We start from the raw sequence: 26,262 nt of genomic DNA on the forward strand, positions 1-26,262 counted from the left end.
TGTACTTGGCTCAGGATACAAAAAATGGAGATATAGATGGAGACACCTTGATTTTTTTACCAAAATAGATTGAAAGCAGAACAAATGTTCTGTATAATTTAAACAAGAACAAATGTTCCCTATATAGGAGATGACCATCGTGTTGTCCATTCGAAAATTTATGGAACGCTTCCCTAATGAGCGAGCTTGCCGAGAGTATCTCTTCCATATTCGTTGGCCGCGCGGGTTCATCTGCACGAAATGCGGGGAGAGCAAATATAGCGTAATCAGAACTAGAAATTTATTTGAATGCGCTTATTGCAAGACTCAAACCTCCACCACTTCTGGAACCGTTATGCACCGAACGAAGCTGCCGCTGCAATATTGGCTGTTCACATTCTACTGGGTAGGCTCCGGCGTTCGCTGCTCCGCACGCTCAATCGCTAAAACGCTCAAGCTCAATTACAGAACCGCGTTGCGTCTACTTCACAACGTTAGATACGCTATGTTTAGAGCGGAGTTCGACGGACTGTACGCATTCTGGCTACCGAACAAGCCTGAGTTCCCCCCAATCGTAATGAAAGCTAAACACAGAATGGTGAAGAAAGCAGAAAGATTCATCCACAAGCATTACCGACGAATCTCCGAACGGAACAGACATCTCTATTTCAGCGAATACCGATTCCGAAGCATCCACCGCGATTCAATAGAAGCAATCGCAAAGCTCATCACCAGCGGCGCTTCTACCATGTACACCATCCATGAGTATAGAACGATGAATTACAAGGATCCCTATCGATAAAAATAAAAACAGACGGCATTATACGCCGTCTGTTTAAGTTATTTCTTTGTTCTAACTAGTTTCTATTGAACTTGAACTTCAGTAAGTTCCTGCGCTTTGTATTTTAATCTTGCGTTCTCCGCGGCCTGGCCGAGAAGATCGGACACTTGAACGCTGTCCCGAATATTCTTGAGCGTATAAGTAGGAGAAGTCGTGTCGGTTGAGAAAACCGTAATGTCTCCGAACTTTAACATTCTTTCGAGCAAATTCCGTTTCAAGGAAATATCCCGGATGCGGTACAATTGGATTTCCTCGCGTCTTTTGGTAAAGATGCCTCTCTCCACGATGACTCTACGCTCCGTTATCTGGTAACGGGTAAAACTCGGAATTCCGTAATTGAAGGGTTTACCCTCCCATAACACGTTTTCGTTCAGCATCTCAACATCTCCCTAAATATCGATGGATTCTACCGCTATTGTACACTAGAAAAGCGGCTTTGGCTTCAATAATACAATCTTGGGTTCGATCTCTAATTAGACCAAAAGACAAGAGATCGAAGATCGCGTTCAGCCCCAAGTTTCAATAGGTAATCGCCGATTTCCGATTCGGCGATCGGTTCGCCATTCCATGTCTCGACTTTGATTTTGACAAGCTTGCGTTTGCGAATAATGGATTGGAAGGCGGATTTGAGTAATGTTGCATGTTGTTCAGCCGTTTGGTCCTTCCTATCGGAGGTCAATGGTTTTGAATTGTCCGGTCTCGGCAAGGTAAATACGCGCTTCCCGTTATTCTCAATCCACAATAACCACTGTTCGCCTTCGAGCACAAGGAAATTACCTGGCTTTCTAGCGTATGAAACCCCTCTTCCGCTTTGCGGCCAGTCGATTAGCATGCCGAAGGGATTCGCCGGATCAGCGGAGGACAGAACCGTCGGACTTGATTCGACTACGATCGGAAGCGGCTTTCGGACCGTCTCGCTCAGCTCTCGCGTAGTAAACTGCAAGGTCGACATTCCTCGAATGAACGTCCCTCTCGTGAGAACACCCCATTCTTCCAATCTCTTTAACACGGGATAGAACGTATCCCAGGAATAAGGAGTTGATTTGGCTACCAGTTCCTTGTTAATTAAACCGTACACTTGCACAAGGTGGTGCGCCCAGCTTAATACGGGGGATCCTTTCTCCGCTGAACTAAGCTGAGCGGAAGTCGGATTGGCTCCAAGGCCCTTTTGCGTGCTGTCCAGACCTGGGGTCGAGGTTGCTTCTAGCAATGCGCTCGTGGCATACCAACGCCCCAGCCCTGAGCCCGTTCTGGTCCAGTTTGCGTGTTTCTTGTTGGTCTGAAGGCGCAGCGGAGCGAACTGGTCATTAGAGACTCGACCTTCCCAGGCCAAATCAAGCAAATCCATGAGCAAATCGGAAGGCGGCTTGTCCACCTCCCGACTTAACCGCGTTAGGAAGCTTGCTCCGCCTTCTTCTAAAAGCTTCAGCAATCGAGGATGCTTCGTTTGCAATGGATTAGATCCATCTAAGAATGGCGCCATTAAAGACTTAGAGCTAGCAAGGAAAAAAGCGATCTTGCCCTCCTGATCCTCCTCATCTTTACGCCCAATCCATAGCACTTCTCCCGTAGCGCATAGTGCATCTAATTGCTCTTTACGATAGATAGATAAGCGTGTAGGGAAGATGATCGTCTCCCAATGCGACAAGGGGAGAAATAAACCTTGAAGCTTCTCTATTACCGTCAGTAAGCCTTCGCTCCCCTGCTGCTGCGAACCTTGAAGGGCATGCTGCATGAAGGCGATCTGATTGCACCAGCGCGCCGGATCAACAGGCTCGGCCCGTTCGCGGGCATGCGATATCGATAATTTTACGATACGTGAAGCCACTTTGGAGCTCGACCAGATTCGTTCCGAGTCGTCTGCCGCATAAGGGGCTCTCTCGATCCTATCATTGCCGAGCAATTGCTCGACGGCATCCTTTGCCTTGTCCAGCGTCAATGACGGATATCTCTCGCATAATTCGGCTTCCGTGAACGAAATGACATGATCGGCATACCTTCCAAGCACGAAGTTGACGGAGGCCGGCGTATTCGGAAAATCAGCATAAATATCGCGTTCATCCGCTGCAATCCAACGAAATTCACCGTCATCGGTTAGGTCAAGAGGTACGACTTTATTGGCAGCATGCAACGACTGCAACCACTTCAGCGCCGGCTCTCCGGCAAGTTTGCCGATCTCCATTGCGGTCGAATCTCCTCGGCTCTTCAGAAGCGCGACAAGCTCGTTTTCGTTTCTCGGAGGATATTCGGTTACGCTCAACCGCTGGCTAACAGCTTCAATAGCTTCGCGACTGAACGAATCGTCCATAGCATTAGAATCGAACAACTGACCGGCGAGCTCCTTGCTCACGTTCAACAGCTGAAGACGAGTCGATTCATCCAAACCGTCACCCTCGTATACCCGCATATTCACGTATTCCGCGATGAATTGAGCTGCGAATGGAGAAGGAAACGGGGTCTCTTTAACCAGAATTATCATCTGTCCCGATACGAGCTGTTCCAGTAATTTCTTAAGATCAGCGTAACCTAAATAGTCATGAAGGCATTCCGACATCGCTTCCCGCAAATAAGGAAATTGCTCCGCATAAGGCAAAGCTCCTCGTAGAAGCTCCTCGCTTCGAAGCCTCTTCTGCCACAATGGAGTCCGAGTGAAGCTTCTCGATAACAGAAGCGAATTTTCGGCAATTCTCCGAAAAGCGATTCCAAGCAGAGGAGATCCCGTAACCGCTTCGATCAGCAAAGACTCAAGATTCGCGGGCGTGACCTGATTCATAATCCGAAGCCATGAGGAGTCCCACTCCGGAATCACGAATTCGATGCCGTTATCCTTCGCATTCCCATATAACCGATAGGGCAGCAATTGCTCGAATTGTCTCTCGATCGCCAGAAGCCATGTCCGATTAACTGTTCGACCGCAATGATTGTGAATGATAACATGCGTTTGGTTCATCACATCGCGATAATGCTCAATGACGATTTGCCTATCCGTCGGCAAGGCGCAAGCTCGATGCTGCGACCTAATGAAGCTGAATAGTTCTTCTGCCGAGTACCGGTCCATTCCGTAGTTTCTGTGTACCCACTCATAGACCCGATCGTTAATCTCGGATTCATTCGCCTCCATGCCCGACTCATTTCCTAGCTCAAGTCGCTCTGAGATTTCACGTATGAACGCTCCGATCTTCGATCCCAATTCAAAGGACCGGCTGCCGGCTTCATTGCGCCAGAACGGAATCTCGCTGAACCGGTTACCCGCTTCAGATACGTAAACTCGATCATTACGGATGTCCCGGATCATCCACGAACTCGTCCCAAGCTGAAAGACGTCACCGACGCGGCTCTCTTGAACGAATTCCTCGTCCAGTTCGCCAAGATGAGCGCGGCTATCCAAATGGTGAACCGGATAGTTGCCGCTCTGGGGGATCGTGCCGACTCCCGTTATCGCAGCCATAGCGGTATTTTTTCGTTTGGACAGCACTTGCGTATCGCGATCCCAATCTATCAAAGGTTTGGCGAACGGATAGAACCCCGAAAGCACTTGAAGCATGCTGAGCAACAGATCTTGCTGGAAAGTATGATAACTGTCGCTATGAACGATGAGCCGGAACAATGAGCCGATCTCCCAGTCATCCATCGCCACCATTGAAACGATGTGCTGGGAAAGAACATCCATTGGATTATGCGGAATACGGATTTCCTCGATCTCGCGATTAGAGATCTGCTTGCACAATACTGCAAGCTCTGGCAAAATCGCCTTTTGCCTAGCAAGCAGCAATCCGCGGCTCGCTTCCCCCACGGCGTGGCCAGCACGTCCGATTCTTTGGATGCCGCGCGCGGCTTCCAAAGGAGAATCCAATTGAATGACAAGGTCGATATAGCCGACGTCAATACCCAGCTCGAGCGATGAGGTGGCTACGATACACCGCAGATTCCCTTCCTTCAGCAACCGCTCGACTTCCAAGCGCCGTTCGCGCGAGATGCTGCCGTGATGGGATCGGGCCATCTCGTAACCGACATGGTCGTTGAGCCGCAAACATACCCGCTCGCATAACCGTCTGCTATTGACGAATAAAATCACCGACCGGCAGCCTTCCATCGCTTGCACGATTCGGTCCAGCAACGGTAGCCATACGGCTTCCCTTGTCGCAGCGGGTTTACTCTGATCCGGCATCGAGATATTTACGGTTATGCTCTTGCTCATCGCGCTCTCGATGATCGTCACGGGACGCGGATGCATCTCCCCTTCTTCTCCAACAACTGGACCAGCAACTTCCGGACGTTTGTCAGGACATTCCCAGCCTGCGAGAAACCGAGCTACCCTGTCCAGCGGTTTCTGGGTCGCCGACACGCCGATGCGCTGAGGCTCACTTGCGCAGCGATAGGACAATCTCTCAAGCGACAGCGACAAGTGGGCGCCTCTTTTATCTGCGGCTAAGTCGTGTATCTCATCGATGATCACTTGTTCGACCGTCTCCAGCATCGCGCGCCCTCTGTCGGAGGACAGCAATAAAAAGAGAGATTCCGGTGTCGTGATCAAGACGTCAGGAGGATTACGCAACATGGCGTTCCGCTTGCTCTGACTCGTATCTCCCGTCCGTAATTCGCAACGAATGCCTGGCCATTCGAGCCCTCGTTCTGTAGCAAGCACTTGCAACTGATCTACAAATTGCAACACATGATGATGAATATCGTTATTTAAGGCTTTCAGAGGGGTCAGATAAAGGATTCGCACGCCAGCCTCCGCCGCGCGAGACCGCGTCCGAACAAGCTTATCCAGACAAGGGAGTAATGCAGCCAATGTTTTGCCTGAACCGGTTGGTGCGGCAATCAGCGTATGGCGACCCTCCCCGATCGCTTGCCATGCATGTTGTTGCACGTTAGTCGGTTCTCCGAACGATTGCGTGAACCAGGCGGATAGTACGGAATGAAACGGCACTCTCGTATTCAAATCCATATCGTATAACGGCTCCTTATTAACGGAATCCTTCGATCCGATGTCCCTTAGGCCACGATGGGCCGCTACTTATAGATTTTGCACATTATATAGCCTTGCATAAACCCCATCTCGCGCCATTAACGACTCGTGGGTTCCTCTCTCGACGATCTCTCCCTGCTCGATGACGACAATCTGATCGGCATGGGTGATGGTAGAGAGACGATGCGCCACGACAAGCGTTGTCCTATTGTTCGTTAACGCCTGCAAGGATTCTTGGATCAGGTGCTCGGATTCCAGATCAAGCGCCGAAGTCGCCTCGTCTAGCACTAGGATGGCTGGATCTTTCAGGAACACTCGCGCGATCGCGATCCGTTGCTTCTGGCCGCCGGACAGCTTAACCCCTCGCTCTCCGATCTCGGTGTCGTACCCTTGCGGTAACCCCATAATAAAGTCATGCGCATTGGCACGCTTCGCGGCATCGATCATAAGCTCCTCCGATTGCTCCGGATTGCCTAGCAAAATATTTTCTCTCACGCTGCCGCTGAACAAGATATTATCTTGCAGCACCATGCCAATCTGCGAACGCAAGCTAATCTGCGTAACCTTCGAAATATCCTGGCCGTCAATTCGTATGCTGCCTTGCTGGATATCGTAGAAGCGCGGCAACAAGCTTATTAGCGATGATTTCCCACCGCCGCTCATACCTACGAATGCAACCGTCTGGCCCGGGTCAATCGTCAGCTCGATGTCGCGCAGCACGTCTTCGGTCTCTTCACGATAACGGAAAGAGACATTGTCGAATTCAATCCTTCCCGTAACTTTCTTGAGCGGCTTGGCCTCCTGATCGTCTTGAATGCCTATCGGCTCATTCAGCAGCTCCATTACCCGCTCCAAGGAAGCAGACGCTTGGGTAAGCTCCGTAGATGCGCTCACCAGGCGACGAAGCGGCGTATACAGTCGATCGAGATAAGCATAGAAAGCTATGAATTCCCCGATCGTTAATCCTTTCGTGATGACCATGTATCCGCCTCCGAACAAAATAATCAAAGGCGCGATTTCCGTTAACGTATTAATGATGGCGTTCGTTAAAGCATTCCATCGGGTAAGCGCAAGCGCGCGTTCAAGAAATTTCCCGTTCTTAATTCCGAATTGCTTCTGCTCGTATTGTTCCAGAGTAAAGCTCTTCACGACCGGCATGCCTGCGACGTGCTCGTTAAGATAACCTTGCATATCCGCAAGCGCCGCCGAGCGGGAACGAGCATAGGACCGAAGCCTCTTATATAGCTTAACGACGGCCAATCCATAGAAAGGTAAAATAAGGATGGCGAACAAAGTCAGAGTTGCATTCATATATAACATGATTCCTAGGGCGATCGTCAGCGTGAATAAATCCAGCCACACGTTCATCATGCCCGTCTCGACGATCGCTTTCGTCTGCTCGGCATCGTTGATCATTCTTGAGATAATCTCTCCGGATTTACGTTCCTGATAGAATCGCAACGACAAGCGCTGCAAATGGCCATAGAGTTTGTTCCGTAGGTCGAATAGGATTCGGCTCGTAGTCAATTGGGCAAAGTATTGACGATAATATTCAATCGGATAACGAATGACCACGAATAATACGAACGACACCCCGATCAATTGCGCTAAACGCTCTAGCTTAACCTCCTGAGAGAGATCCGCTAGCAATATATTATCTACCGCGTATTGCAGAAAAAGAGGCACGGCAAGCGGAATCGCGAATTTAAGCATACCGATGAGTAGCGTAACGGCGACTAACGCGCGATAAGGCTTAACGAACCTGAGATACATGCGAAATTCCTTCATCGGTTGTCCCCTTATCTAGAAAACAGCTCAACTCTCGCGAGTCAAGCTGTTCACGTGGATGTTCCTATTTATACTTTTTTCTCGTACTTGCTGAACTCTCCACTGGAATTGGAGGCTTTCCCCACGAATTCATAACCGAGACTTCTATAGAAACCGTTAAGCACCTCGTTATTCGCTAGGCAATCAAGTCGAATTACTCGTTTCCCCAATTTCGGAGCCTCGGTATCTACCCAGTTCATTATATTTTTGCCGACGCCTTTCCCCGCGAACTTACGATTGATCGCAAGTCTATGAAGATAGATGGCAGAATTGTCTTTCGTACGTTCTCCCCATAAATCCAGATCCCATGCGTTCGGTTGCTGCAGCAGGATAACCATGCCGACGATCTTCGGATCCTGACGGAAAATGTATACTTCACCCTTATTGATCGATTCCGGCGTGTTATGCGAATCTTCTCCTCTTAATAGCGCGTTCCATTGATTGGAACCTTTGCTGAGAAGCCATTCGGCAGTGTTGACGAGCAAACGCATGATCTCTTGCGTATCTTCCGGTTCGGCACGTGTGATGCTAGTAAAAAAGGTCATATGTTACCTCCTGAGTATGGGTTTATTGGCGAATATTCGGGAATTTAACTTGTGTTATCTTACCCGTGTTGCGTATGGATAAACCAACTCACGGCTTATTCCACATTAAAATCAAAGTACTTTTTCGGAAAGGGCTCATCCTTAAGCGTATAATGCCACCATTCTTTGTCATACGGCTTGAAGCCGTACTTCATCATGGCCTTCTTGAGTATATTGCGATTCGCGGTTTGCTTCGCGGTGATCAGCTTCGTCCCGTGGCTGGAGATCGCTCCGAAAAAGTCGTAAGGACTCCCCATGTCGACGGGTTTTCCCGTTTTCTCGTAGACGAGCGTCAAATCCACCGTGCTTCCGCGCGAATGCCCCGATTTGGAAGCCACATACCCAAGCTTAAATACTTTGGTCTTGTCGACCTCTGGATAAAATTCTTTTTTCATCTTCGTATCCTTAGCGTCCTTAGCCCATCGTATAAAATGGTTAACCGCCTTCTGAGGACGGTACGCATCATAGACGAGCAGCAAGTACCCTTGACGCTTTAAATCGTCGTTGACTTTCTTAAGCGCGTTAGCGGCTTCGGCCGATAGTATCGGAACGGGGGCTTCGTATCCGTCAATTCTCTCGCCCACGAAGTTATAATCCGTAAAATAACGAATCTCGAATTTAGCTTCGGGAATAGTCTCGTCCAAGTAAACAAAACCTTTAGGCAGCTTTCCCCGTTTAACGACGGATGCCGCTTCGTCAACATTCACTTTCGTATCCGCGGCGGTTACCGCCGGTGGCTGAGCAAGCCCGATAGCTAACAAACACGCAACGATCATAACAATTAACCCATTTGTTCTCACCTGTAAGATCATCGTTCGTTATTGCCCCGCTTCCCTCTCAAAGATATAATGAGATGCGTTATCATAGTTTTGGCTCTAGCCCAAAAGGGAGGAACGGTTGTGTCGGATACGAATCGCGTCGATTGCATGAAATGCCGTTATTATTTCGTGACATGGGATCCCAATTTCCCCCGAGGCTGCAAAGCATTCGGTTTCAAATCCCACACGATGCCTAGCCTAACCGTTCTGTCCTCTTCAGGCAAAGCTTGTATGAATTTCGAACCCAAAGAACGCAAAACCTAGTTGTATTTCCGCCCGCTCGCAGAGCTATTGTTGAGCAGATATTCGAAGTCGTTATCCTTAAGCTTCTGCTCGGCTTGACGCGCTAGCTCCGCTTCCTTACGCTTCGCCTCTTGGCGCATCGCTTCCTCCTGCTTCATCGTCTCCGCTTGTAGCTTCAGCTTGGCCAAAGTATCCGCCCCGAGTCTGTCCTTGAGCGTAACCGGCTTATCTACGAAATCCGTTGCCGCTTGAGCGGATTGCCTTCGCTCTTCCTTCTTCTTGTTGTTCGCCATACCTTTTCAAGCTCCTTCATTTTTTGTAAATAACGACGAATTGCTCGTAACGCCTGCTCATCTGCACTTCTTCTCCAAGGTTGCCGAAATATCGCTCTATCGCGTATTTCTGCGAATCATGGGCTCGCAGCGCAGCCGCCTTGACTTTCCATTGTTTCGCGACTTCCAGTGTCAAATCCGGCGTTCTTCCCTCTAAAGCCATTGCCGGGGACAACGAATAATACAAACGGCGTACCGATCGGCACAACCCGGATTCGAAAGCCAACGTCGTCGCCCGAGAGATCGCTACATGGTCCGGATGACCATTGCCGCCATCGGGAGGAAACGTAAATAAGGACTCCACGGCATACGTGTTAGCAAACTCAGCGATTTGCGAAGCAAGTCGAGTCGTATCGATCTCGTTTAGCTTTCCGTCCGGATAGCCTAACTGTTGCAAGGCATCCAAGCCTAGAATAGCCGCTGCTTCCTCCATCTCCCCATCGCGGATGGCGGCTAATTCCTCACGGGATGCATCCGCGTAATCGCCGTTCTTATAACCCGCATCTCCTCTAGTCGCGAGCAGCAGAACAGGTTTCAGGCTTTCATCCGCTAATTGTCTAATCAAACATCCGCTCATGAAAGTCTCGTCATCCGGGTGAGCATATATGAACGCCGAGCGTCCTTCTGGGTACATGGGAGTCCCCTCCTTTTTCTTTAATCGTCTTATATTCCCGAAGGGTCGAGATCCTCTTCGATCACTTCCTTGAAGCGATCGGGATAGTCCGTGTGAACGCCATCTACGCCCCACCTTAACGCCTTGTCCATATTGACCTGATAGTTGACTGTATAAACGTACATAAGCAAACCTGCTTCTTTCACTTTGTGCACGTAATTTTCGTTGATTCTTAAGAAGTTAGCCCCGACTCCGTTGGCATAACCGCCGATTTCGGCTAGAAAGGATTCCGAGATCGAAGCCGGTCTGTTATACCAAAGCAACTGGAACAATACGATATCCTTGTTCCATGCTCTAATCTTCTGTAGGCTTTCCTTGCTGAATGATTGTACTGCGACATGGTCTACTAGATCAAATTCCTCGACTAAAGCCCACATTTTCTCTTCGAGGCCCGGATTCTCTGCCGGCGACTTGGTCTCAAGCATATAATGCGCGTCTTTGCCGAAGGCTTCGAAAATTTCGCGTAGCGTAGGGATCTTCTCGTTCGCATATTCCTGTCTGGCATAAATCTGATGTTTCACGTTAAACCATGTTCCGGCGTCCAAAGCTTTAATCTCCGCCAAAGTCATATTCTTGACCCACCCAGATCCGTTCGTCGTCCGATTTACGGTCTCATCGTGAAGCGCGATGATCTCTCCGTCCTTGGTCAACTGTAAATCGATCTCGATGTAATCCGCGTTCATACGCAAGCCCATCCGATACGATGACAACGTACTTTCCGGCGCATAACCGGAAGCTCCGCGATGCGCGACAGTCATAATCTCGCTTTCTTTGGACAACACCTTGTTCAGAGGGGCCTCATTTCCTGTCAACCACAGCACGACTCCCGTCAAGGATAAGAGGAGAAAAAAGTGCATGGCGTAAAAATACAATCGCGGGATTTCCATCGGCTTGAGCCATTTACTGAGCATAGAACCTCCTGATGTCTGACTGAGCTTCCATAGCTCAGGGTACCGTTCTTTAAATGATACCACTTTTGCCGAAATTTCTCTCGCTCAATCTCGTGACATCTCCAATTAAGTTCAGAATAAAACGAGGACAACCCTCCTTAGAAGGTTGTCCTGGCTGCTCTATGCCCGTATCGAATTAGCTGCCTTGCTTCTCCAATTGCGCAGACGTTATCGTCTCCGAATGAGGTTTTACTTTCTTAATGAAGAATGCCAGCACAAGGGCAGCCACCGTCATCCACGTCGCAATAACGAAGGAATGATTAATTCCGTAGATCGTTCCTTGTTGCGTCGCTTCCAGAATTCCAGCTTTGTCGGTTTCCGCGATTTGGCCTTGAATCATCAAATGCTTCACACGGTCCGCGGCCGTATTCGTCATGATCGTCACGAGGAATGCGGTACCTAACGCACCGGCTACGTTACGCAAGGTTTGGGACATGGCGGAGCCATGCGCATTCAAGCGTTGCGGCAACTGGTTCATACCCGCGGTCTGAATCGGCATCATGAGCATGGACATCCCGAACATCCTTAATGTGTACATAAGAATCATGTGCGTGTACGTCGTATCGATCGTCAGTTTGCTGAATTCGTAAGTCGTGATCACCGTAATGATCAATCCGACAACCGACAGCCAACGCGCACCGATTTTATCGAAAATAATACCCGTAATCGGGGACATAATGCCCATTAGGATCGCGCCCGGCAATAACAGTAGACCCGCTTCGAGAGGCGTGAAACCGCGAATTGTTTGTAAATAAATCGGCAACAGGATCATCCCGGAATACATCGACATCGTAATGATCATATTGATGACGGTCGTTAAGGAATACATATTGTATTTGAACACGCGGAATTCCAAGATCGGCTTGTCGACCGTCCATTCTCTCCAGAAGAACAGCACGAGCGAGATTGCGCCGATGACTATACTAGCTACGACGCGAGGACTATCCCAACCGTCATGTCCGGCATCGCTGAATCCGTACAACAAACCGCCGAATCCAAGCGTCGATAAAATGATACCGAGCGCATCAAGCTTAGGCGAAGACGTCTTGGTAACGTTCTTCATCGCAAACGCACCGTAGATTAATGCAAATAAGGAAATCGGCAGAACGATATAGAACAAAACTCTCCAATTATAATGCTCCACGACCCAGCCCGACAGCGTCGGACCGATTGCCGGTGCGAAGATCATGGCTAGACCCATCATCCCCATCGCTTTCCCGCGTTCTTGAATCGGGAAGATCGTCAAGAAGATGATTGACATAAGCGGCATAAGGATACCCGCGCCTGCAGCTTGTATGAGACGGCCGCTTAGCAGCACCTCAAAGTTCGGGGCGACAGCGCACATTAGGGTACCAAAAGTAAATAATCCGACTGCCGTAATGAAAAGCTGACGGGTCGAAAATCGATCGATCAAATAAGCACTTACCGGAATTAAGACACCGTTCACGAGCAAGTATCCCGTAGCCAGCCATTGGATCGTGTTCGCGCTGATGCCTAGGTCGATCATCATTTTAGGCAACGCTACGTTCAGTAACGTTTGAGCGAGAATCGCGACGAACGCCCCGATTAACAGCGCGGCAACGATCGGACCTCTCTTCAACGTTGAATTAGTATGACTCATGTTTCTCTTCCTCTCTCTGTCTCTGTATGATGTTCACTATCTCTTTGTGTATACGTAGCAATTGATGCTCATCCTCTTCCGACAAACTCAGAAGAGAAACCGAAAGCTGCGATACTCGCATATCGCTTACGGTTCGCCACAACGATATTCCTTCCTCTGTTGCGGTTAAACAGATGGCTCGGCGATTACTTACCGGCCGTTCGCGTAACAACCACCCTGCCTTAACCATTCTGTCCACGATACCGCTTGTCGAACTTGTCACCGAATGAATCTTCTCAGAAAGTTCGTTGAGACCGATTCCCGGATTCAGAACCACGACTTTCAGCACGAAATATTGTATCGCAGTGATGCCCAGATGCTGTGTCAACTGTAACATCGACTGATGAAAAGCTTGGTTTACTTCGCGGAAGGACGCGAATATATTTTCTATTCTTTGTCGTTCGTCCACAGGAAATTCCCCCTCTCTCCTTTCCGGTTATTATTCGCAGCGGAATATTTCGCATACGAACTAAAATACTCTCTTTTTAATCTTATGTCAATGTTGACATATGTTATTATGGACATAAAAAATGACAAAACTAAATGTAGCAAAGATGAATATCGTCTTATGCTATACTGATGGGACAAATGCTACGCCAGTTCGGAGGATACCGATGAGTAACGAGTCCTATACGACCGAGGAAGTTGCGAAATTACTGAAAATTTCCAAACTAACCGTCTACGATTTACTGAAAAAAGGCGATCTCCCCTCCTATCGGGTAGGCAAACAAATGCGTGTCGACGCCTCCGATCTTGAAGCCTTCAAACTGCGCGCCAAAGGAATGAATGCTCCCATCAGGGAAAACATTCAATTGAACTCCCTCCACATGACTTCAGCAATGTCACAGCAATCTACTCCCACAACGTCAACGACGGATAGGGCCCTGGTCATTACCGGCCAAGATCTCAGCTTGGACATCCTGTCCAAACATATGGAGAAACATTCCGCGGGGACGCGTCCCCTCCGCTCCTATAACGGCAGCATGGACAGTCTCGTCTCGATGTATCGCGGAGAATCGGATATCGTTAGCACTCACCTTCTGGACGGGGATACCGGACAATATAACTTACCTTATATACGCAAGCTGTTCGTAGGACAAGCATACGTCGTCGTCCGGCTCCTCTCGCGCTCGGCGGGCCTTTATGTCCAAAAAGGGAATCCATACAACATAACGCAGTGGGATGACCTACTGAAGCCAGGTATTCGTATCGTCAATCGAGAGATGGGCTCGGGCGCCCGCGTCTTGCTGGACGAGCAATTGCGGATTCTCGGTTGCGATCCGACTCGTCTGTTGGGCTATGATCAAGAGGAAAATACCCATCTCGCGATAGCAGGGAAAGTCGCTGCCGGGGAGGCGAATGCGGGAGTAGGCATAGAAAAAGCCGCTCAGCTTGTTGGCGGGATCGATTACATTCCGCTCATTCAAGAGATGTACGATATCGTCATGCTCAAGCGTCCGGAAAATAAACATTGGATTGATTCCGTTATCCATATCATTCGCTCTGATGCATTCCTAAACGAGCTTCGAATGATTCAAGGGTACGATCTATCCCAGACGGGACAAATTCTGCTCGATACTTAGCGAACGAATAATAAATGACTCTATAACACCCATAAAGCCCTCCACGCTTGTCGTAAGCGCGGAGGGCTTTATCTTAAGTTTTCGAATAACGATTGGCCACGAGCAGCATGACGAACGCCAGCAAGATCATCACCGCAGCCCACGACCATGCCATTGTCATGCTTCCCCCGTCAACGGCAACATAGATCGCTGTGGGGATCGTCTGGGTGCGGCCGGGAATATTGCCGGCTACCATTAATGTCGCACCGAACTCGCCAAGCGCGCGGGCAAAACCGAGAACATATCCCGCCCGTAATGAATTCGCGGCAAGCGGCATGGTCACATGTCGGAATACTTGCCACTCCGAAGCTCCCTGCGCTCTAGCCGCATCTTCCAAATCGCGATCCACCCCCTCGAATCCCGCTCTCATCGTGCGATAAGCGAGAGGGAAAGCGATCACGATAGCCGCAATAACCGCCACACCCCATGTAAATAAAATGGGGCCGTTGAATAGCTTCTCGTACCATTCTCCGATTAAGCTCCTTCTACCTAGCGCGACAAGGAGTATAAAACCAATGACCGTTGGCGGCAACACCAGCGGAAGCAGCAGCAGCGTCTCTACGAGGCTTTTGCCGATAAATCTCGCCCTCGCCATCCACCGCGCGAACAGCGCGGCTAAACCGAACACCAAGATGCTCGCGATCGCCGATATTTTTACCGACAGAATGATCGGGTCCATAAATTGTTGCCCGTCCAACGTTCAGTCACCTCTTTAGCTGGCTATCGTTATGGCAATTTGAATCCGTATTTCACGAATACGGCTTTCGCCTCGCTCGATTGCAGGTAATCGTAGAAAGCATTGGCTTCTTTTTCGTTCTTCGTCTGCTTAAGGACGGCAGCCGGATATACGATCGGCTTATGCGACATAGAATGAACTTTTAACGCGATTTTAACTTTGTTGGAGCTAAGGGCATCCGTGCGATAGACGAATCCCGCTTCGACGTTGCCGCTCTCCACGTAAGTCAAGACTTGACGTACGTCTTTGGCGTAGACGAGTTTATCTTGCAGGGGCTCCCATACTTTGCGCACGGTCAGCGTTTCTTTCGCATATTGTCCGGCCGGCACCGATTCCGGTTGACCGATCGCGATTTTCTTGAAGGATTTGTCCGTTAATTGCGCCACCGCTTTAATCTCGGTTTTAGAGTCGCTAGGAACGACCAGCACAAGATCGTTCTTAAGCAGCAACTTGCTCTTGGACACGAGTTTACCGTCTATTAAAGCATCCATTTGTTTCTGGCCCGCCGATAGGAACAAGTCCGCCGGAGCTCCTTGCTCGATTTGTTTCTGGAGAGTACCCGAAGAGCCTAGGTTAAATTGCAAATCGACGTCCGGATGCGCTTTCTCGTACAATTTCTCAATTTCGTCCAGCCCGTCTTTCAGGCTTGCGGCCGCGGATACGAGCAATGTCGTTTTGGATGCCGCGCTTGTCGGCTTTGCAGGCAAAGCAAATAAACTCACGCTTAATAGAAGGGCTGCGGTGACTAGTAAACTTTTTCTCAACATCCTTATTCTCCTCTATCATTTTATTATACTCATTATGAATGGTAGGAGCATACCATATTCATCTTCATGTTTAAACCTATTTAGATATAATTGAATATAATTAATATTGATTGATTACAAAAAAAGAAGGTTCGCTCAAATTCCTTTCGGAATAGGAGCTGAACCTTCTTCTTAAGCATTATTTGTCCGCGAATTCGATAAACTTGTCCACTACGCGGTCGATGAATCGAAGGGTCGATTCGTCCACAAGCCGGTTAGTCGTTTCATCGAATTTCAGTCCGGCGGAGCTAATATAAATTTCATTGCCTGCCGGAGGCAGAAGCTTCGCTTGAATGCCCGGGCTTGCCAGAATTTCGCGCAGATGAAGCTGGGCTCTGATCGTCCCCATCATTCCCGGAGATACGCCTGCCGTCAATACCGGTTTGCCGATGAGCACCTTATCTCCGCGAGACAACCAGTCGATCGCGTTCTTAAGCACGCCCGGAACCGACCAGTTGTATTCCGGAGTGATAATGAACACGCCGTCCGCTGACGTAACTTTACTTAGCAGCTCCTTTACGACAGTCGGCGGATTTAATTCGATGTCTTGATCAAAAAACGGAAGAGATCGAATGTCTGCGATTTCAAGGTCTAATTTGTTAATATAACGTTCCTTCATCGTGTGGGCCAGTTGCAGATTGTAGGAACCTTGTCTAAGACTTCCGATAAGTACGGCGATTTTCAGCATTCGATCACAACCTCCTCTTAATTGATTCTTTCTTCTATTTTAGCACCGCCAGCCCCTAAAGAACAAATGCTTCGAGAACCCTTCGTCAACAATCGAGTTTCAGCTCGACACCTTCCGGCAGCAGACTCTGAATTTGATCCCGAAGAGAGGAGTCCCTATGGATTTCTTCGCTCAGAATGACGATGATCCCGGAATCCTCCCGAGTACGAATCAAGCGGCCGATCCCTTGCTTAAGCCTAAGCAGCATGTAGGGTAAATCCACTTCTTCGTAAGCGGAATCCGCTTCTTGCCGCTTGGAAGCGAACACCGGATCTTGCGGAGGAAAAGGAAGCGACCATACGATTACGTTCGATAAGGAAGGCCCCGGAATGTCTAACCCTTCCCATAACGTAACGGCGCACAGAACGCTAGTCTCGTCCCGCTGGAAATCCGCGATCAAATGGCTGATCTCCCGGTCTCCCTCGAAGCCGAAACTTAGCGCGCTAACCTCAGGATAAGAAACAATCGCCTCTTTGAACTGCCTTAGCTCTTCTTTGGAAGGGAATAAGATCAATGCTCTGCCTTCGGTTCGTTGCAGCATCTGTACAGCCGTCTTCATTTTCTCCGCGAAGGTGGCTCCATCCTTCCAAGCAGGGACAAGTACTTCCATTCGACTATCGTACTCATAGGGAGACTCGACGCTGAAGGACAAATAGTTCTCGATGCCGAGACTATACGCCAAGAAATCGAACGATCCGTTAACCGATAACGTTGCGGATGAGAAGATGACCGGCATCTTCGTGGAGAATACGCGCTCGCGAAGAACCTCCTTAACCGCTTTCGGCATAATGACAAGCGTAAGACCGGTCGGGCTCTCCGTCGCCCAACAGATCAAAGAATTCGAATTCTGGAATAAGCTCAGCGCCTTCTGCATCATCTCCAGATGTTCTTCCACGATGCGCAGTTGATAACTATCCAAGTTGAAAAGCTCGCTCTCGAAAACAAGCTCCTCTTCTATTCCGTCCAGAGTGGAGCGTAGCTTGGCTACATGCTGCACAAGCCGATCGTTCAGAACGATCTGCCTTCTATCGGAGCCTTGAATCGCTTGGCTTTGGCGTTCCAGCAGCTCAAACATCGCTTCGCTTCCATCGATAGCCTCGTCGATAAGAACAGCAAGCGATTCGCGTATCTCGTTCTTCAGCAAGCGAGTAATCAATTGTTCAAAAATCGAGTGCTTAATGCGGTAAGTTAACGCTTTCTGCGCTGCCGATTCGAGCAGATGCCCTTCATCGAAGACGACCGCGCAATGGTCCGGCAGCAAAGGAAGCTGGCCTTCTCTTTTCCGCCCTTCATAGGTCCAAACATGCTCCATGTAGAAGTCGTGCGAGCAGATGATCAAATCCGTAGATTGGCGGTAATGCTCTCTGGATAGCGTTTGTCCGCAACGATGCCGCTTATCGCATACGAAACAATCCTGGTAAGGATCCCAATTGATCCTATCCCACTGAGTGTCGCTTAGGTGCGGATATTGTTTGCGATCCCCATAGGCGAAGAACGACTGCATTCCCTCGCTCTTATGGACGAAAGAAGGTAACTCTTCAAATAAAGCCTTATAGACCTCGACGTCTTCATAATCCGTGCGTGCATGGTCCAGTTTCGCCAGACAGAGGTACCGATCCTGGGACTTTCCCAATCTCGCATCGATAGCCAGTTCTAGATGCCGGGCAAGCTTCGCGATATCTCCTTGCGGCTTCACGAGCTGTTCGATCAACGACTCGTCCGCGCAAGCTACGATGACCGGTTTGCGGTGATAACGCGCATAACATATTGCATACAGCAAATACACTAACGTTTTGCCCGTGCCGACGCCTGCTTCGGCGAAGATGGTCTGTTTCTCCGCGAACGCCCGCTCTAGCTGGAATGCCATATATATTTGTTCGTCACGAACTTCGAAGCCCGCTTCGGGCAGAATGTCATAGAATACATCCGCTACCCATTCCCCCACTTGCTGCAAAAAAGGTTTCGAATGCTCGTATTCAAAAGGATATCGGCTCAATAGGATGATGCCTCCGCTTCATGTAGTCCGTGACATTATTACATGATCGTCTTCTAAAAGCAAAGTTAAATTGAGATTACCAATAATTGAAGATAGGTATGTTCTCGGAAATTCATTACGATAGAGGGATGGAATCTACTCTATTGTTTCATGAAAGCGAGTCGAGAGAACAATGCTTCGATTAAGAGCCTTAAGCAGCTTACTGCTTGCCTTAATAATAAGTTTGACCAGTTTCGCTCAGCAAGATGTAGCGGCAGCGGCAGGAGCGCAAGCTGAATTACCTTTTGACGATATCACGCAAAATTACGCGACAGAAGCCATTATTCATCTTTCTCAGCTGAATATCATCAACGGTACGGGAAATCGGAAATTCGAACCGACAAAAGCGATCACAAGGGCGGAGTTCGTTACGATGCTCGACAAGTTATTCGCGATAGCTCCTGTGAATAGCGCAATGAATGGCTACTCGGATGTTCCTAAGGCCGCTTGGTTCTATGGTTGGGTACAGTCCGGCATCCAGCTTGGCATCGTTCAAGGCATTTCGCCTAACTTATTCGCTCCTAACCAGAAGGTTACGAGGCAAGAGGCTGCCGTACTCATGGCCAGAGCCTTAAAGCAATCCGACAAATATCAATCCTTGAACTACTACGCGGATAGCGATCAGATCGATTCGTGGGCGGCTCCCTTTGTTTCGCGTCTGTACCAACTCGCTATGATGGAAGGAGACGCACAAGGAAATTTCCGGCCGCAAGCGCCAATCACCAAACAGGAAGCGGCCGTATTGTTGGAGCGCGTCCTTCAGCACGGTCAATGGGCGCAACAAATTCAACAGCAACCGGGCGCAACCATCCAACTCGGATGGCAATACGGGCAAACGACCAAACAGTTCGAACAACAGGTTGCGGCATCCGCGATCAACACCTTGTCTCCCCGCTGGTTTTTCCTCGGGAAATCCGGTGCGCTGGACGACAGCACCGACCTTTCTCTCCTGACATGGGCGCATCAGCGCGGCAATAAAGTATGGGCGATGGTAGGCAACCGATCCGATCTGGCGAATACCCATCTCTTGTTGAACACTTCCGCATCGCGAAGCAGCTATATTACTAAGCTAACTGACGCCGTTAAACGATATGGCATCGACGGATTAAACATCGATTTCGAGAATGTCGGACCTGAGGATCGACAAACATTCACGTTATTCATTAAAGAGTTAGCCGCATCACTTCACGGTGTTCAAGCGGTGCTGTCGGTTAACGTATCCCCCGACCTAGGAACGGATTGGACGGAGGCATTCGATTATGCATCCCTTGGCAAATACGCGGATTATATAGTCCTGATGGGATATGACGAGCATTGGGGCGGAGGATCGGTAGCAGGCTCGGTGTCCTCCCTACCCTGGCTCGAATCCGGCTTGAAGACTTTGCTTTCCCAAGTCCCTGCACGCAAAACGATACTGGCGCTCCCGTTATATACAAGAGATTGGTATTCGAATGCGAGCGGCATGCACTCCGCCGAATGGAGCCTGATACAGCAGAATAGCTTCGTGCAAGCGAATAAACTAAAACTAAACTGGAACGATTCTCTAGGCCAATATACGGTCACGTATACTAAGAACGGCATTAAGCACTGGATATGGCTGGAGGACGGGAGATCTTTAACCCGCAAAGTCGGGCTTGGCGAGTCCTATTCCGTAGCAGGCTACGGATATTGGTATATGGGCGGAGAAAGCTTGGATATGTGGACTAGTATGCGCAATGCGTTGAAATTCGAGCACTATCGATTCTAATGAAGCTAAGCGGATAATGTTGCACTATGTTTGAACGTAGCGATAAGGCAACGTTATTCGCTCACGTTCATATGCTATAATCAATGGGATATGAACATTGCACTTGGATCAGGAGGCGCAACCGCAGCATGGAGTGGAAACCAGATAAGTCGTTGCAAGTCCCGGTTTACATACAGATATCCAATTATTTCGAAACTCGAATTCTGAACGGCGAATATCCGTCCGGAAGCTCTCTCCCGTCCGAAAGGGCGCTTGCTTCTCAACTCGACGTAAATCGAAGCACCATTGTATCCGCATATGACCAATTGAGTTCTCTTGGAATCGTGACGAGAATTAAAGGCTTCGGCACCGTTGTTACGTTGCATCATTCGGAGGAAGGCAACGTGAAACGGGTGCCGAATTGGGAGGAATACGTCAAAGGCGGAATGAGGCAGCTCAACGATCCGATCACTAGGCAAATACATAAGATCGTCGGAACGGACAAGCCCTACATCAACTTTGCGATCGGCGAGCTAAGCCCCGATCTATTCCCGGTTAAACTCATGCAGGAAGCGCACAGCCAGCTTGAACTGAGCCAATACTTAGGCTATGAGCATATTCAGGGTAACCTCAGGCTAAGGGAAACCATCTCCGATCACCTGCGGCAATATCGGAATATCCCTTCCACCGCTTCATCCGTGCTAGTGACGTCAGGGGCTCAGCAGGCACTACAGCTCATCATTCAATGTTTGCTTCAGCCGGGGGACGCCATCGCGATCGAGGATCCTTCCTATTTTTACTCCCTGCCCATTTTCCATTCCGCCGGTCTTAGAACGTATCGATTGCCGATAGAACAGGAAGGAATCGATCCCGAGCAAATCGTATCGCTATACAAGGAGCACCGGATTAAGATGGTGTTCGTGAGCCCGATATACCATAATCCGACCGGCACGACCTTGAGCTTCGAACGAAGAAAAAGGCTTCTGGAGATTTCTACCAAATACGGAATTGGCATCGTTGAGGACGATCCTTACAGCCTGACAAGCTACGACCACAGTCCGGTGAGCACCTTGAAGTCGATGGATCAGGATGGTTCCGTGCTCTATGTGAGCTCCTTATCCAAGATCGTATCCTCTGGACTTCGCATCGGCTGGATTACTGGCCCGCAATCGGTTATCCAACGTCTGACCGATGCTAAACAGCAATTGGATTTCGGACATTCGAATATCCCGCAGTGGATAGCGTCCCAGCTTCTCTCTTCCAAGGAATTGGACAACCATCTGACGAAGCTGCGGATCGGATTGAAGGTTAAACTTGAGTTGACGGTAAACGCGCTGCGAGCGGAGCTTGGAGACGACGTTCGTTTCCAAGCCCCGCTCGGGGGAATTCATTTGTGGTGTGAATTGCCGGGAGACTGGAATGAGCTCCGACTCTTCAACAAGGCGATCGACAATGGCGTCGTCTTCACGCCGGGATCGACGCTAGGCTCGCAGCCTGGCCATGTTCGGCTTACCTTCAGCAAGGTGGACGATCATCTGATCGCGCCAGGTATCCGGAAATTCGCGGAAGCCTTCCGCTCATTGCGTTCAGTTAACGCGTCGCGCTGAATTTAACTGCGCATTATGACGATAAACACGATCAGTACAGCGACGATTACGATAAGATAATAGGACAGCAGCCTGCCAAGCTTACGCCCGGGATTAACGGAATAGGTATTGTTAGCTTCCTTGTTGCCCAGTGAAGAACCAACCTTAATCGTCAATATGACGGCAACGGCCATAATAATTAGCGTCGAGATTAACAAGATGTTAGTGGTCATAAATTCGCACCGCCCTTTGTGCTCATTTTAACCTTTTTGGTCGTATCTGACACCATCCATTTCAACCATTTGCGAACCATCCACTCCGACTAGGACGTGGCTTTTTTTGTGAAGCAGCATACTGGTCAACAATGCGCCAACGAAAAACAAGATCGCCGCTACGCTAAATACGAACATGAGCGACGATACCTCCTTCCATGCACCGCCCAGCGACATCCCGATGACCATCATACCCATGAACATCGGCGTAAGCACTCCCCCTACTCGTCCAATGAGTTCCGCGCTCGTGTTTTTCAGAATCATCGTGTTCATCCCAATATGGATCATCGGATAACAGAATCCGTTAATGATCTGAAACAGCAGAGTCAGCATGATACTTGTCGACCACCCGATTACAAACGTGCCTAGCGTGCTCGCCAGCAAACCGACCATCAGTAGAAATTGCGGTTGTACCTTTTTCGCGAAACTCATCATAACGGCTCCTCCAACTAGCATCGCCGCTCCATTCGCGGTAAGCAACCACTGAAGGTACGTTTTATCCTGACCCAAATTCTCCATCGTAATAAAAATCATGAGAGGCTGAATCAACCCGACCGCTAAACCGGACACTAAGAACGTACCTCCAAGCGTTCTCAGCTCTCGGTTCTTAAATACATACCGGAATCCATCCTTCAAATCCTGCTTAAAACTTTGACGTTGTTTCGCATTCTTCTCCTCCAAGTCTTTCGGAAGAGACGTAAGAACTAACCCTGAGGCAATGAACATCGCTCCCATGACGCCTAGAGAAACTTCAATCCCGAAATGAGTGTAGACGAACGCGCCGATTATCGGACCGATGACCATGAAAAAAGCCATCATCGATTGAAACATAGCCATGACGCCTTGCAATTGTTCTTCCGGCACATGCTGCTTAAACAGCTTCATCACGGAGGGTTGCGAGAATTGAGACATAATCGCCGATACAAGCGTCGCAAAGAATAAAGCTTTCCATGAACCATAGGCAACCACCAACATGACGACGAAAATGGAGGCGGCCGACAAGAAATCGCTCGCAACCATCGTACGCTTTGGCTTCCATCGGTCAGCGAAAGTACCTCCGATGATTGCGAACAAGAAAATAGGCGCGAATCCCGCTACGGAAATCAACGATACATATAGCGGATCATCGTTTGTAATATCGGTTACGTATAGCAGAATTGCGAAATTCCTAACCCAGATTCCCAGTTGCAGCAAAAAACTCGACATTACGATCGTTCGAACATAACGATTGGCGAACATGTTTACAGCTTCCTCCCTTAACTTAAAAACAAACAAATTGTATTTACGTTTATTAATATATAAACAATTAATGTATTTGTCTATAAAATATTTATTAAAGAACAACATTAATACCCTACCAGGAAATTCCCGCAGGGTATTAATGTTGATTATCTATAAGAGGACGAATGGTTTAACACGTCGGATAATGGTCTCTAGATGTCAAATTTTCACACCCCTACGCAGGTTGATCTTTACGATATTCGGCATTACAATAGCTTAATTGCGCATTAGAACAGGAAGTGACTTACACGTGAAACCATCATCGCCGCCTATCCCGACGCTCATTCCCCTCATCGTAGGCATGATCGCCATTTCCTTCGCTCCAATTTTCGTTCGGTACTCAGATGCGCCAGCTGCCGTTCAAGGCATGTATCGCATGCTGTTCACCGTTATCATCATGCTCCCATTCGGAACCCGCCAGCTAAGAACGATGCGCTCTATCTCTCGTAAAGATTGGATACTGCTAACTCTTGCCGGATTCTTCTTGGCTCTACATTTCTTGTTGTGGATGGAATCCCTTAACTATACGTCAATCGCGAGCTCTACGATTATTCTCGCTTTGGAACCTGTGTTCGTCATGATCGGTGCCTATTTCGTCTTCAAAGACCGGATCGGGAAGATCGCCTTGATTGGACTGACGATTGCGTTAATCGGTGCATTCTTCGTCGGATCGGGCGACATTAGCTTATCCGGTACGGCTTTCAAGGGCGATATGCTATCGTTGCTCGGTACAGTCGCCGTAGCCGTGAACATGTTGATCGCCAAACAGATTCTAACCCGCGTATCTTCCTATTCGTACAGCTTAATCGTCTTCGCGATCGCATTTCTCTGTTTTGCCGTATACAACCTAGTTGTAGGTTACGAATTCGGTGGGTACCCTGCCCGGGAGTGGTCTATCTTCTTGACTTTGGCGATTGTGCCGACCGTATTCGGACACATGATCTTTAATTGGCTGCTACAGTACGTCAAACCGACTACGATATCCATCTCGGTGTTCGCGGAGCCCGTTGGCGCTAGCTTACTCGGTATGCTTCTGTTCCGGGAAATGGTGACGACGTTCCAACTGGCGGGCGGCGCGTTCATCATCGTGGGTCTGCTCCTCTATATGAGAACGGAATACGCCGCCAAGCCGGTTGTTGATTCGCAAGCCGAAGCCGCCTAGACTATCGGTTACAATAAATACCTTAGGTACATGTAGATGCTCGCTATGATAACCGATAGGATCATGATCGGAAACCCGACCCTTAAATATTTTATGAATGAAATCGGATACCCTTCCTTAGCAGCCATTCCGGCGACGATCAGATTGGCGCTAGCTCCAATCAGCGCGCCGTTCCCGCCTAAGCAAGCTCCGAGCGCCAAGCTCCACCATAGCGGTTCTAAGTTATCAATACCCATCAAACCCATTTCCTGAATCATTGGAATCATAGTCGCGACGAATGGAATGTTGTCGAGAAAAGCCGAAGCAATCGCGCTAAGCCATAAGATCAACATCGAGGTGGCCGTCAAATCTCCTCCCGTCCATTCGATCGCTTTCCCCGCCAATTGCGAGATGACTCCGGTCTCTACTAATCCGGAAACAAGCACGAACAAACCGACGAAGAAAAATATCGTCATCCACTCGACTTTAGCGAAAGCTTCCTCCATTTTATGCTCTCCCGTTAGAAGCAGCAGTAAGAATGCGCCTGTTAAAGCAACCGTTGCGGACTCCAGATGAAGAAGCTGATGGGTGAAAAATCCGAGTATCGTCAAGGCTAGAACGACCAAGCACTTGTTCAACAGCTTAGTATCCGTGATCATCTTTTTCTCGTCCAGCTCCATAATTCCTCGCTTGAGTTCATCCGTCGTTCGGATGCTTTTGCGATACAACCAGATGAATATAGGGATCGTGACAATCATGACGATGGCTACGACGGGCGCTAAGTTCACGATAAAATCGATGAAGCTAAGCTCCTTAACCGCGCTGCCGATCATAATGTTCGGCGGATCTCCGATCAACGTCGCGGTTCCCCCGATATTGGATGCCATAATCTGCGTGATCAGGTACGGGATCGGATTCACCTTCAACTGTCTCGTGATACTGAACGTAACAGGAACCATCAGGAGTACGGTCGTCACGTTGTCCAGAAATGCCGAGCCAACTGCAGTAATTAAAGTTAGCGAGACGAGAATACGAACAGGCTCGCCCTTCGCTTTCTTAGCCGCGTACACCGCGATGGCTTTAAATAAACCCGTTTCTGCCGTTACGCTAACGATGATCATCATACCGATTAATAAACCTAGCGTATTGAAATCGATATGATGCAACGCCGTTTCTTGGTCTACGATCCCCAGGGCGACCATTAGAATGCCGCCGATCATCGCCACGATCGTGCGATGGATTTTCTCCGAGACGATAAGGGCGTAAATGACTAAAAAGATACCGATTGCCCATAGTGCTTGCTGTCCCATAATTTCCTCCTAGAATATGAATGACCTCATGATGTCCAAATTTAGGCAGAGCCATCCGCGCTCACCAGCAGAATCGATACATATTGTAACTATAAAAAAAGCAAAAAAGAGCCTGCTGGTGGCAGGCTCCTCCGGTCGTTC

General features: G+C 49.0%; 23 protein-coding genes. 6 read left to right on the forward strand and 17 right to left on the reverse strand.

The genetic code is table 11. The features are described from left to right. Positions 1-139 precede the first annotated feature (139 nt). On the forward strand, positions 140-781 hold the full coding sequence (locus tag L3D05_RS13885; RefSeq protein WP_239616706.1) for a transposase: 642 nt from the start codon (positions 140-142) through the stop codon (positions 779-781). A 62-nt stretch (positions 782-843) separates the two neighbouring features. On the opposite strand, the gene L3D05_RS13890 is transcribed toward L3D05_RS13885, so the two are convergent. The 5 genes from L3D05_RS13890 to L3D05_RS13910 form a co-directional block, all read right to left on the reverse strand. Continuing rightward, positions 844-1,197: a PH domain-containing protein gene (locus L3D05_RS13890; RefSeq protein WP_239616707.1), complete on the reverse strand. Its 354-nt coding sequence runs from the start codon at positions 1,195-1,197 to the stop codon at positions 844-846. Positions 1,198-1,289: 92 nt separating this feature from the next. After that, positions 1,290-5,771: a DEAD/DEAH box helicase gene (locus L3D05_RS13895; protein WP_239616709.1), complete on the reverse strand. Its 4,482-nt coding sequence runs from the start codon at positions 5,769-5,771 to the stop codon at positions 1,290-1,292. Positions 5,772-5,840: 69 nt separating this feature from the next. Continuing rightward, a complete protein-coding gene (locus tag L3D05_RS13900) occupies positions 5,841-7,580 on the reverse strand; it encodes an ABC transporter ATP-binding protein (protein ID WP_239616711.1) in 1,740 nt (579 codons plus the stop codon). 68 nt (positions 7,581-7,648) lie between these two features. Beyond that, a complete protein-coding gene (locus L3D05_RS13905; protein ID WP_239616712.1) occupies positions 7,649-8,164 on the reverse strand; it encodes a GNAT family N-acetyltransferase in 516 nt (171 codons plus the stop codon). Between the two features lie 95 nt (positions 8,165-8,259). Beyond that, positions 8,260-8,979, reverse strand: coding sequence for a M15 family metallopeptidase (locus L3D05_RS13910; RefSeq protein ID WP_239616714.1), 720 nt, complete (start codon positions 8,977-8,979; stop codon positions 8,260-8,262). Between the two features lie 123 nt (positions 8,980-9,102). On the opposite strand from L3D05_RS13910, the gene L3D05_RS13915 reads away from it, so the two are divergent. Then, on the forward strand, positions 9,103-9,285 hold the full coding sequence (locus L3D05_RS13915; RefSeq protein WP_239616715.1) for a uracil-DNA glycosylase: 183 nt from the start codon (positions 9,103-9,105) through the stop codon (positions 9,283-9,285). On the opposite strand, the gene L3D05_RS13920 is transcribed toward L3D05_RS13915, so the two are convergent. The 5 genes from L3D05_RS13920 to L3D05_RS13940 form a co-directional block, all read right to left on the reverse strand. Continuing rightward, on the reverse strand, positions 9,282-9,557 hold the full coding sequence (locus tag L3D05_RS13920) for a YqkE family protein (RefSeq protein WP_239616717.1): 276 nt from the start codon (positions 9,555-9,557) through the stop codon (positions 9,282-9,284). The genes L3D05_RS13915 and L3D05_RS13920 overlap by 4 nt on opposite strands. Before the next feature lie 16 nt (positions 9,558-9,573). Next, positions 9,574-10,230 (reverse strand): PIG-L deacetylase family protein, encoded by a 657-nt coding sequence (locus L3D05_RS13925; protein WP_239616718.1) that lies wholly within the window; start codon positions 10,228-10,230, stop codon positions 9,574-9,576. A 29-nt stretch (positions 10,231-10,259) separates the two neighbouring features. Further along, a complete protein-coding gene (locus L3D05_RS13930) occupies positions 10,260-11,180 on the reverse strand; it encodes a glycerophosphodiester phosphodiesterase (RefSeq protein WP_239616720.1) in 921 nt (306 codons plus the stop codon). 175 nt (positions 11,181-11,355) lie between these two features. Next, positions 11,356-12,840, reverse strand: a complete 1,485-nt coding sequence (locus L3D05_RS13935; protein ID WP_239616721.1) for a DHA2 family efflux MFS transporter permease subunit — start codon at positions 12,838-12,840, stop codon at positions 11,356-11,358. Continuing rightward, positions 12,827-13,288, reverse strand: coding sequence for a MarR family winged helix-turn-helix transcriptional regulator (locus L3D05_RS13940; protein ID WP_239616722.1), 462 nt, complete (start codon positions 13,286-13,288; stop codon positions 12,827-12,829). The genes L3D05_RS13935 and L3D05_RS13940 overlap by 14 nt, the downstream gene beginning before the upstream one ends. Positions 13,289-13,493: 205 nt before the next feature. Here L3D05_RS13940 and L3D05_RS13945 point away from each other — a divergent pair, with 205 nt between their 5' ends. After that, on the forward strand, positions 13,494-14,462 hold the full coding sequence (locus tag L3D05_RS13945) for a substrate-binding domain-containing protein (RefSeq protein WP_239616724.1): 969 nt from the start codon (positions 13,494-13,496) through the stop codon (positions 14,460-14,462). A 73-nt stretch (positions 14,463-14,535) separates the two neighbouring features. Here the strand turns inward: L3D05_RS13945 and modB are convergent, their stop codons facing one another. The 4 genes from modB to L3D05_RS13965 form a co-directional block, all read right to left on the reverse strand. Further along, a complete protein-coding gene (gene modB / locus L3D05_RS13950; protein ID WP_239616725.1) occupies positions 14,536-15,198 on the reverse strand; it encodes a molybdate ABC transporter permease subunit in 663 nt (220 codons plus the stop codon). 29 nt (positions 15,199-15,227) lie between these two features. Continuing rightward, positions 15,228-16,004 (reverse strand): molybdate ABC transporter substrate-binding protein, encoded by a 777-nt coding sequence (modA, locus tag L3D05_RS13955; RefSeq protein ID WP_239616727.1) that lies wholly within the window; start codon positions 16,002-16,004, stop codon positions 15,228-15,230. A gap of 178 nt (positions 16,005-16,182) precedes the next feature. Continuing rightward, on the reverse strand, positions 16,183-16,728 hold the full coding sequence (locus L3D05_RS13960) for an NADPH-dependent FMN reductase (protein ID WP_239616893.1): 546 nt from the start codon (positions 16,726-16,728) through the stop codon (positions 16,183-16,185). Positions 16,729-16,816: 88 nt separating this feature from the next. Then, positions 16,817-18,766 carry an ATP-dependent DNA helicase gene (locus tag L3D05_RS13965; RefSeq protein WP_239616728.1) on the reverse strand — a complete coding sequence of 650 codons (1,950 nt, stop codon included), beginning with the start codon at positions 18,764-18,766 and terminating at the stop codon, positions 16,817-16,819. A 172-nt stretch (positions 18,767-18,938) separates the two neighbouring features. Here L3D05_RS13965 and L3D05_RS13970 point away from each other — a divergent pair, with 172 nt between their 5' ends. After that, positions 18,939-20,552: an S-layer homology domain-containing protein gene (locus tag L3D05_RS13970; protein WP_239616730.1), complete on the forward strand. Its 1,614-nt coding sequence runs from the start codon at positions 18,939-18,941 to the stop codon at positions 20,550-20,552. A gap of 128 nt (positions 20,553-20,680) precedes the next feature. Beyond that, positions 20,681-22,138, forward strand: coding sequence for a MocR-like pyridoxine biosynthesis transcription factor PdxR (gene pdxR, locus L3D05_RS13975; RefSeq protein WP_239616731.1), 1,458 nt, complete (start codon positions 20,681-20,683; stop codon positions 22,136-22,138). A gap of 2 nt (positions 22,139-22,140) precedes the next feature. Here the strand turns inward: pdxR and L3D05_RS13980 are convergent, their stop codons facing one another. Next, complete coding sequence (locus tag L3D05_RS13980; RefSeq protein WP_239616733.1) at positions 22,141-22,350, reverse strand: hypothetical protein; 210 nt, start codon at positions 22,348-22,350, stop codon at positions 22,141-22,143. Positions 22,351-22,377: 27 nt separating this feature from the next. Then, positions 22,378-23,628, reverse strand: coding sequence for an MFS transporter (locus L3D05_RS13985; protein ID WP_239616734.1), 1,251 nt, complete (start codon positions 23,626-23,628; stop codon positions 22,378-22,380). Between the two features lie 292 nt (positions 23,629-23,920). Here L3D05_RS13985 and L3D05_RS13990 point away from each other — a divergent pair, with 292 nt between their 5' ends. After that, on the forward strand, positions 23,921-24,832 hold the full coding sequence (locus L3D05_RS13990) for a DMT family transporter (RefSeq protein ID WP_239616736.1): 912 nt from the start codon (positions 23,921-23,923) through the stop codon (positions 24,830-24,832). A gap of 8 nt (positions 24,833-24,840) precedes the next feature. On the opposite strand, the gene L3D05_RS13995 is transcribed toward L3D05_RS13990, so the two are convergent. After that, complete coding sequence (locus L3D05_RS13995; protein WP_239616737.1) at positions 24,841-26,121, reverse strand: ArsB/NhaD family transporter; 1,281 nt, start codon at positions 26,119-26,121, stop codon at positions 24,841-24,843. Between the last annotated feature and the right edge of the window lie 141 nt (positions 26,122-26,262).

This window comes from Cohnella mopanensis, from assembly GCF_022352055.1.
Classification (GTDB): domain Bacteria; phylum Bacillota; class Bacilli; order Paenibacillales; family Paenibacillaceae; genus Cohnella; species Cohnella mopanensis.

Excerpts from the sequence above, each read along its gene's own strand:
- L3D05_RS13890 (WP_239616707.1), bottom strand. The coding sequence starts at position 1,197 with ATGCTGAACGAAAACGTGTTATGGGAGGGTAAACCCTTCAATTACGGA.
- L3D05_RS13895 (WP_239616709.1), bottom strand. The coding sequence starts at position 5,771 with ATGGATTTGAATACGAGAGTGCCGTTTCATTCCGTACTATCCGCCTGG.
- L3D05_RS13900 (WP_239616711.1), bottom strand. The coding sequence starts at position 7,580 with ATGAAGGAATTTCGCATGTATCTCAGGTTCGTTAAGCCTTATCGCGCG.
- L3D05_RS13905 (WP_239616712.1), bottom strand. The coding sequence starts at position 8,164 with ATGACCTTTTTTACTAGCATCACACGTGCCGAACCGGAAGATACGCAA.
- L3D05_RS13910 (WP_239616714.1), bottom strand. The coding sequence starts at position 8,979 with ATGATCGTTGCGTGTTTGTTAGCTATCGGGCTTGCTCAGCCACCGGCG.
- L3D05_RS13920 (WP_239616717.1), bottom strand. The coding sequence starts at position 9,557 with ATGGCGAACAACAAGAAGAAGGAAGAGCGAAGGCAATCCGCTCAAGCG.
- L3D05_RS13925 (WP_239616718.1), bottom strand. The coding sequence starts at position 10,230 with ATGTACCCAGAAGGACGCTCGGCGTTCATATATGCTCACCCGGATGAC.
- L3D05_RS13930 (WP_239616720.1), bottom strand. The coding sequence starts at position 11,180 with ATGCTCAGTAAATGGCTCAAGCCGATGGAAATCCCGCGATTGTATTTT.
- L3D05_RS13935 (WP_239616721.1), bottom strand. The coding sequence starts at position 12,840 with ATGAGTCATACTAATTCAACGTTGAAGAGAGGTCCGATCGTTGCCGCG.
- L3D05_RS13945 (WP_239616724.1), top strand. The coding sequence starts at position 13,494 with ATGAGTAACGAGTCCTATACGACCGAGGAAGTTGCGAAATTACTGAAA.
- modA (WP_239616727.1), bottom strand. The coding sequence starts at position 16,004 with ATGTTGAGAAAAAGTTTACTAGTCACCGCAGCCCTTCTATTAAGCGTG.
- L3D05_RS13970 (WP_239616730.1), top strand. The coding sequence starts at position 18,939 with ATGCTTCGATTAAGAGCCTTAAGCAGCTTACTGCTTGCCTTAATAATA.
- pdxR (WP_239616731.1), top strand. The coding sequence starts at position 20,681 with ATGGAGTGGAAACCAGATAAGTCGTTGCAAGTCCCGGTTTACATACAG.
- L3D05_RS13980 (WP_239616733.1), bottom strand. The coding sequence starts at position 22,350 with ATGACCACTAACATCTTGTTAATCTCGACGCTAATTATTATGGCCGTT.
- L3D05_RS13985 (WP_239616734.1), bottom strand. The coding sequence starts at position 23,628 with ATGTTCGCCAATCGTTATGTTCGAACGATCGTAATGTCGAGTTTTTTG.
- L3D05_RS13995 (WP_239616737.1), bottom strand. The coding sequence starts at position 26,121 with ATGGGACAGCAAGCACTATGGGCAATCGGTATCTTTTTAGTCATTTAC.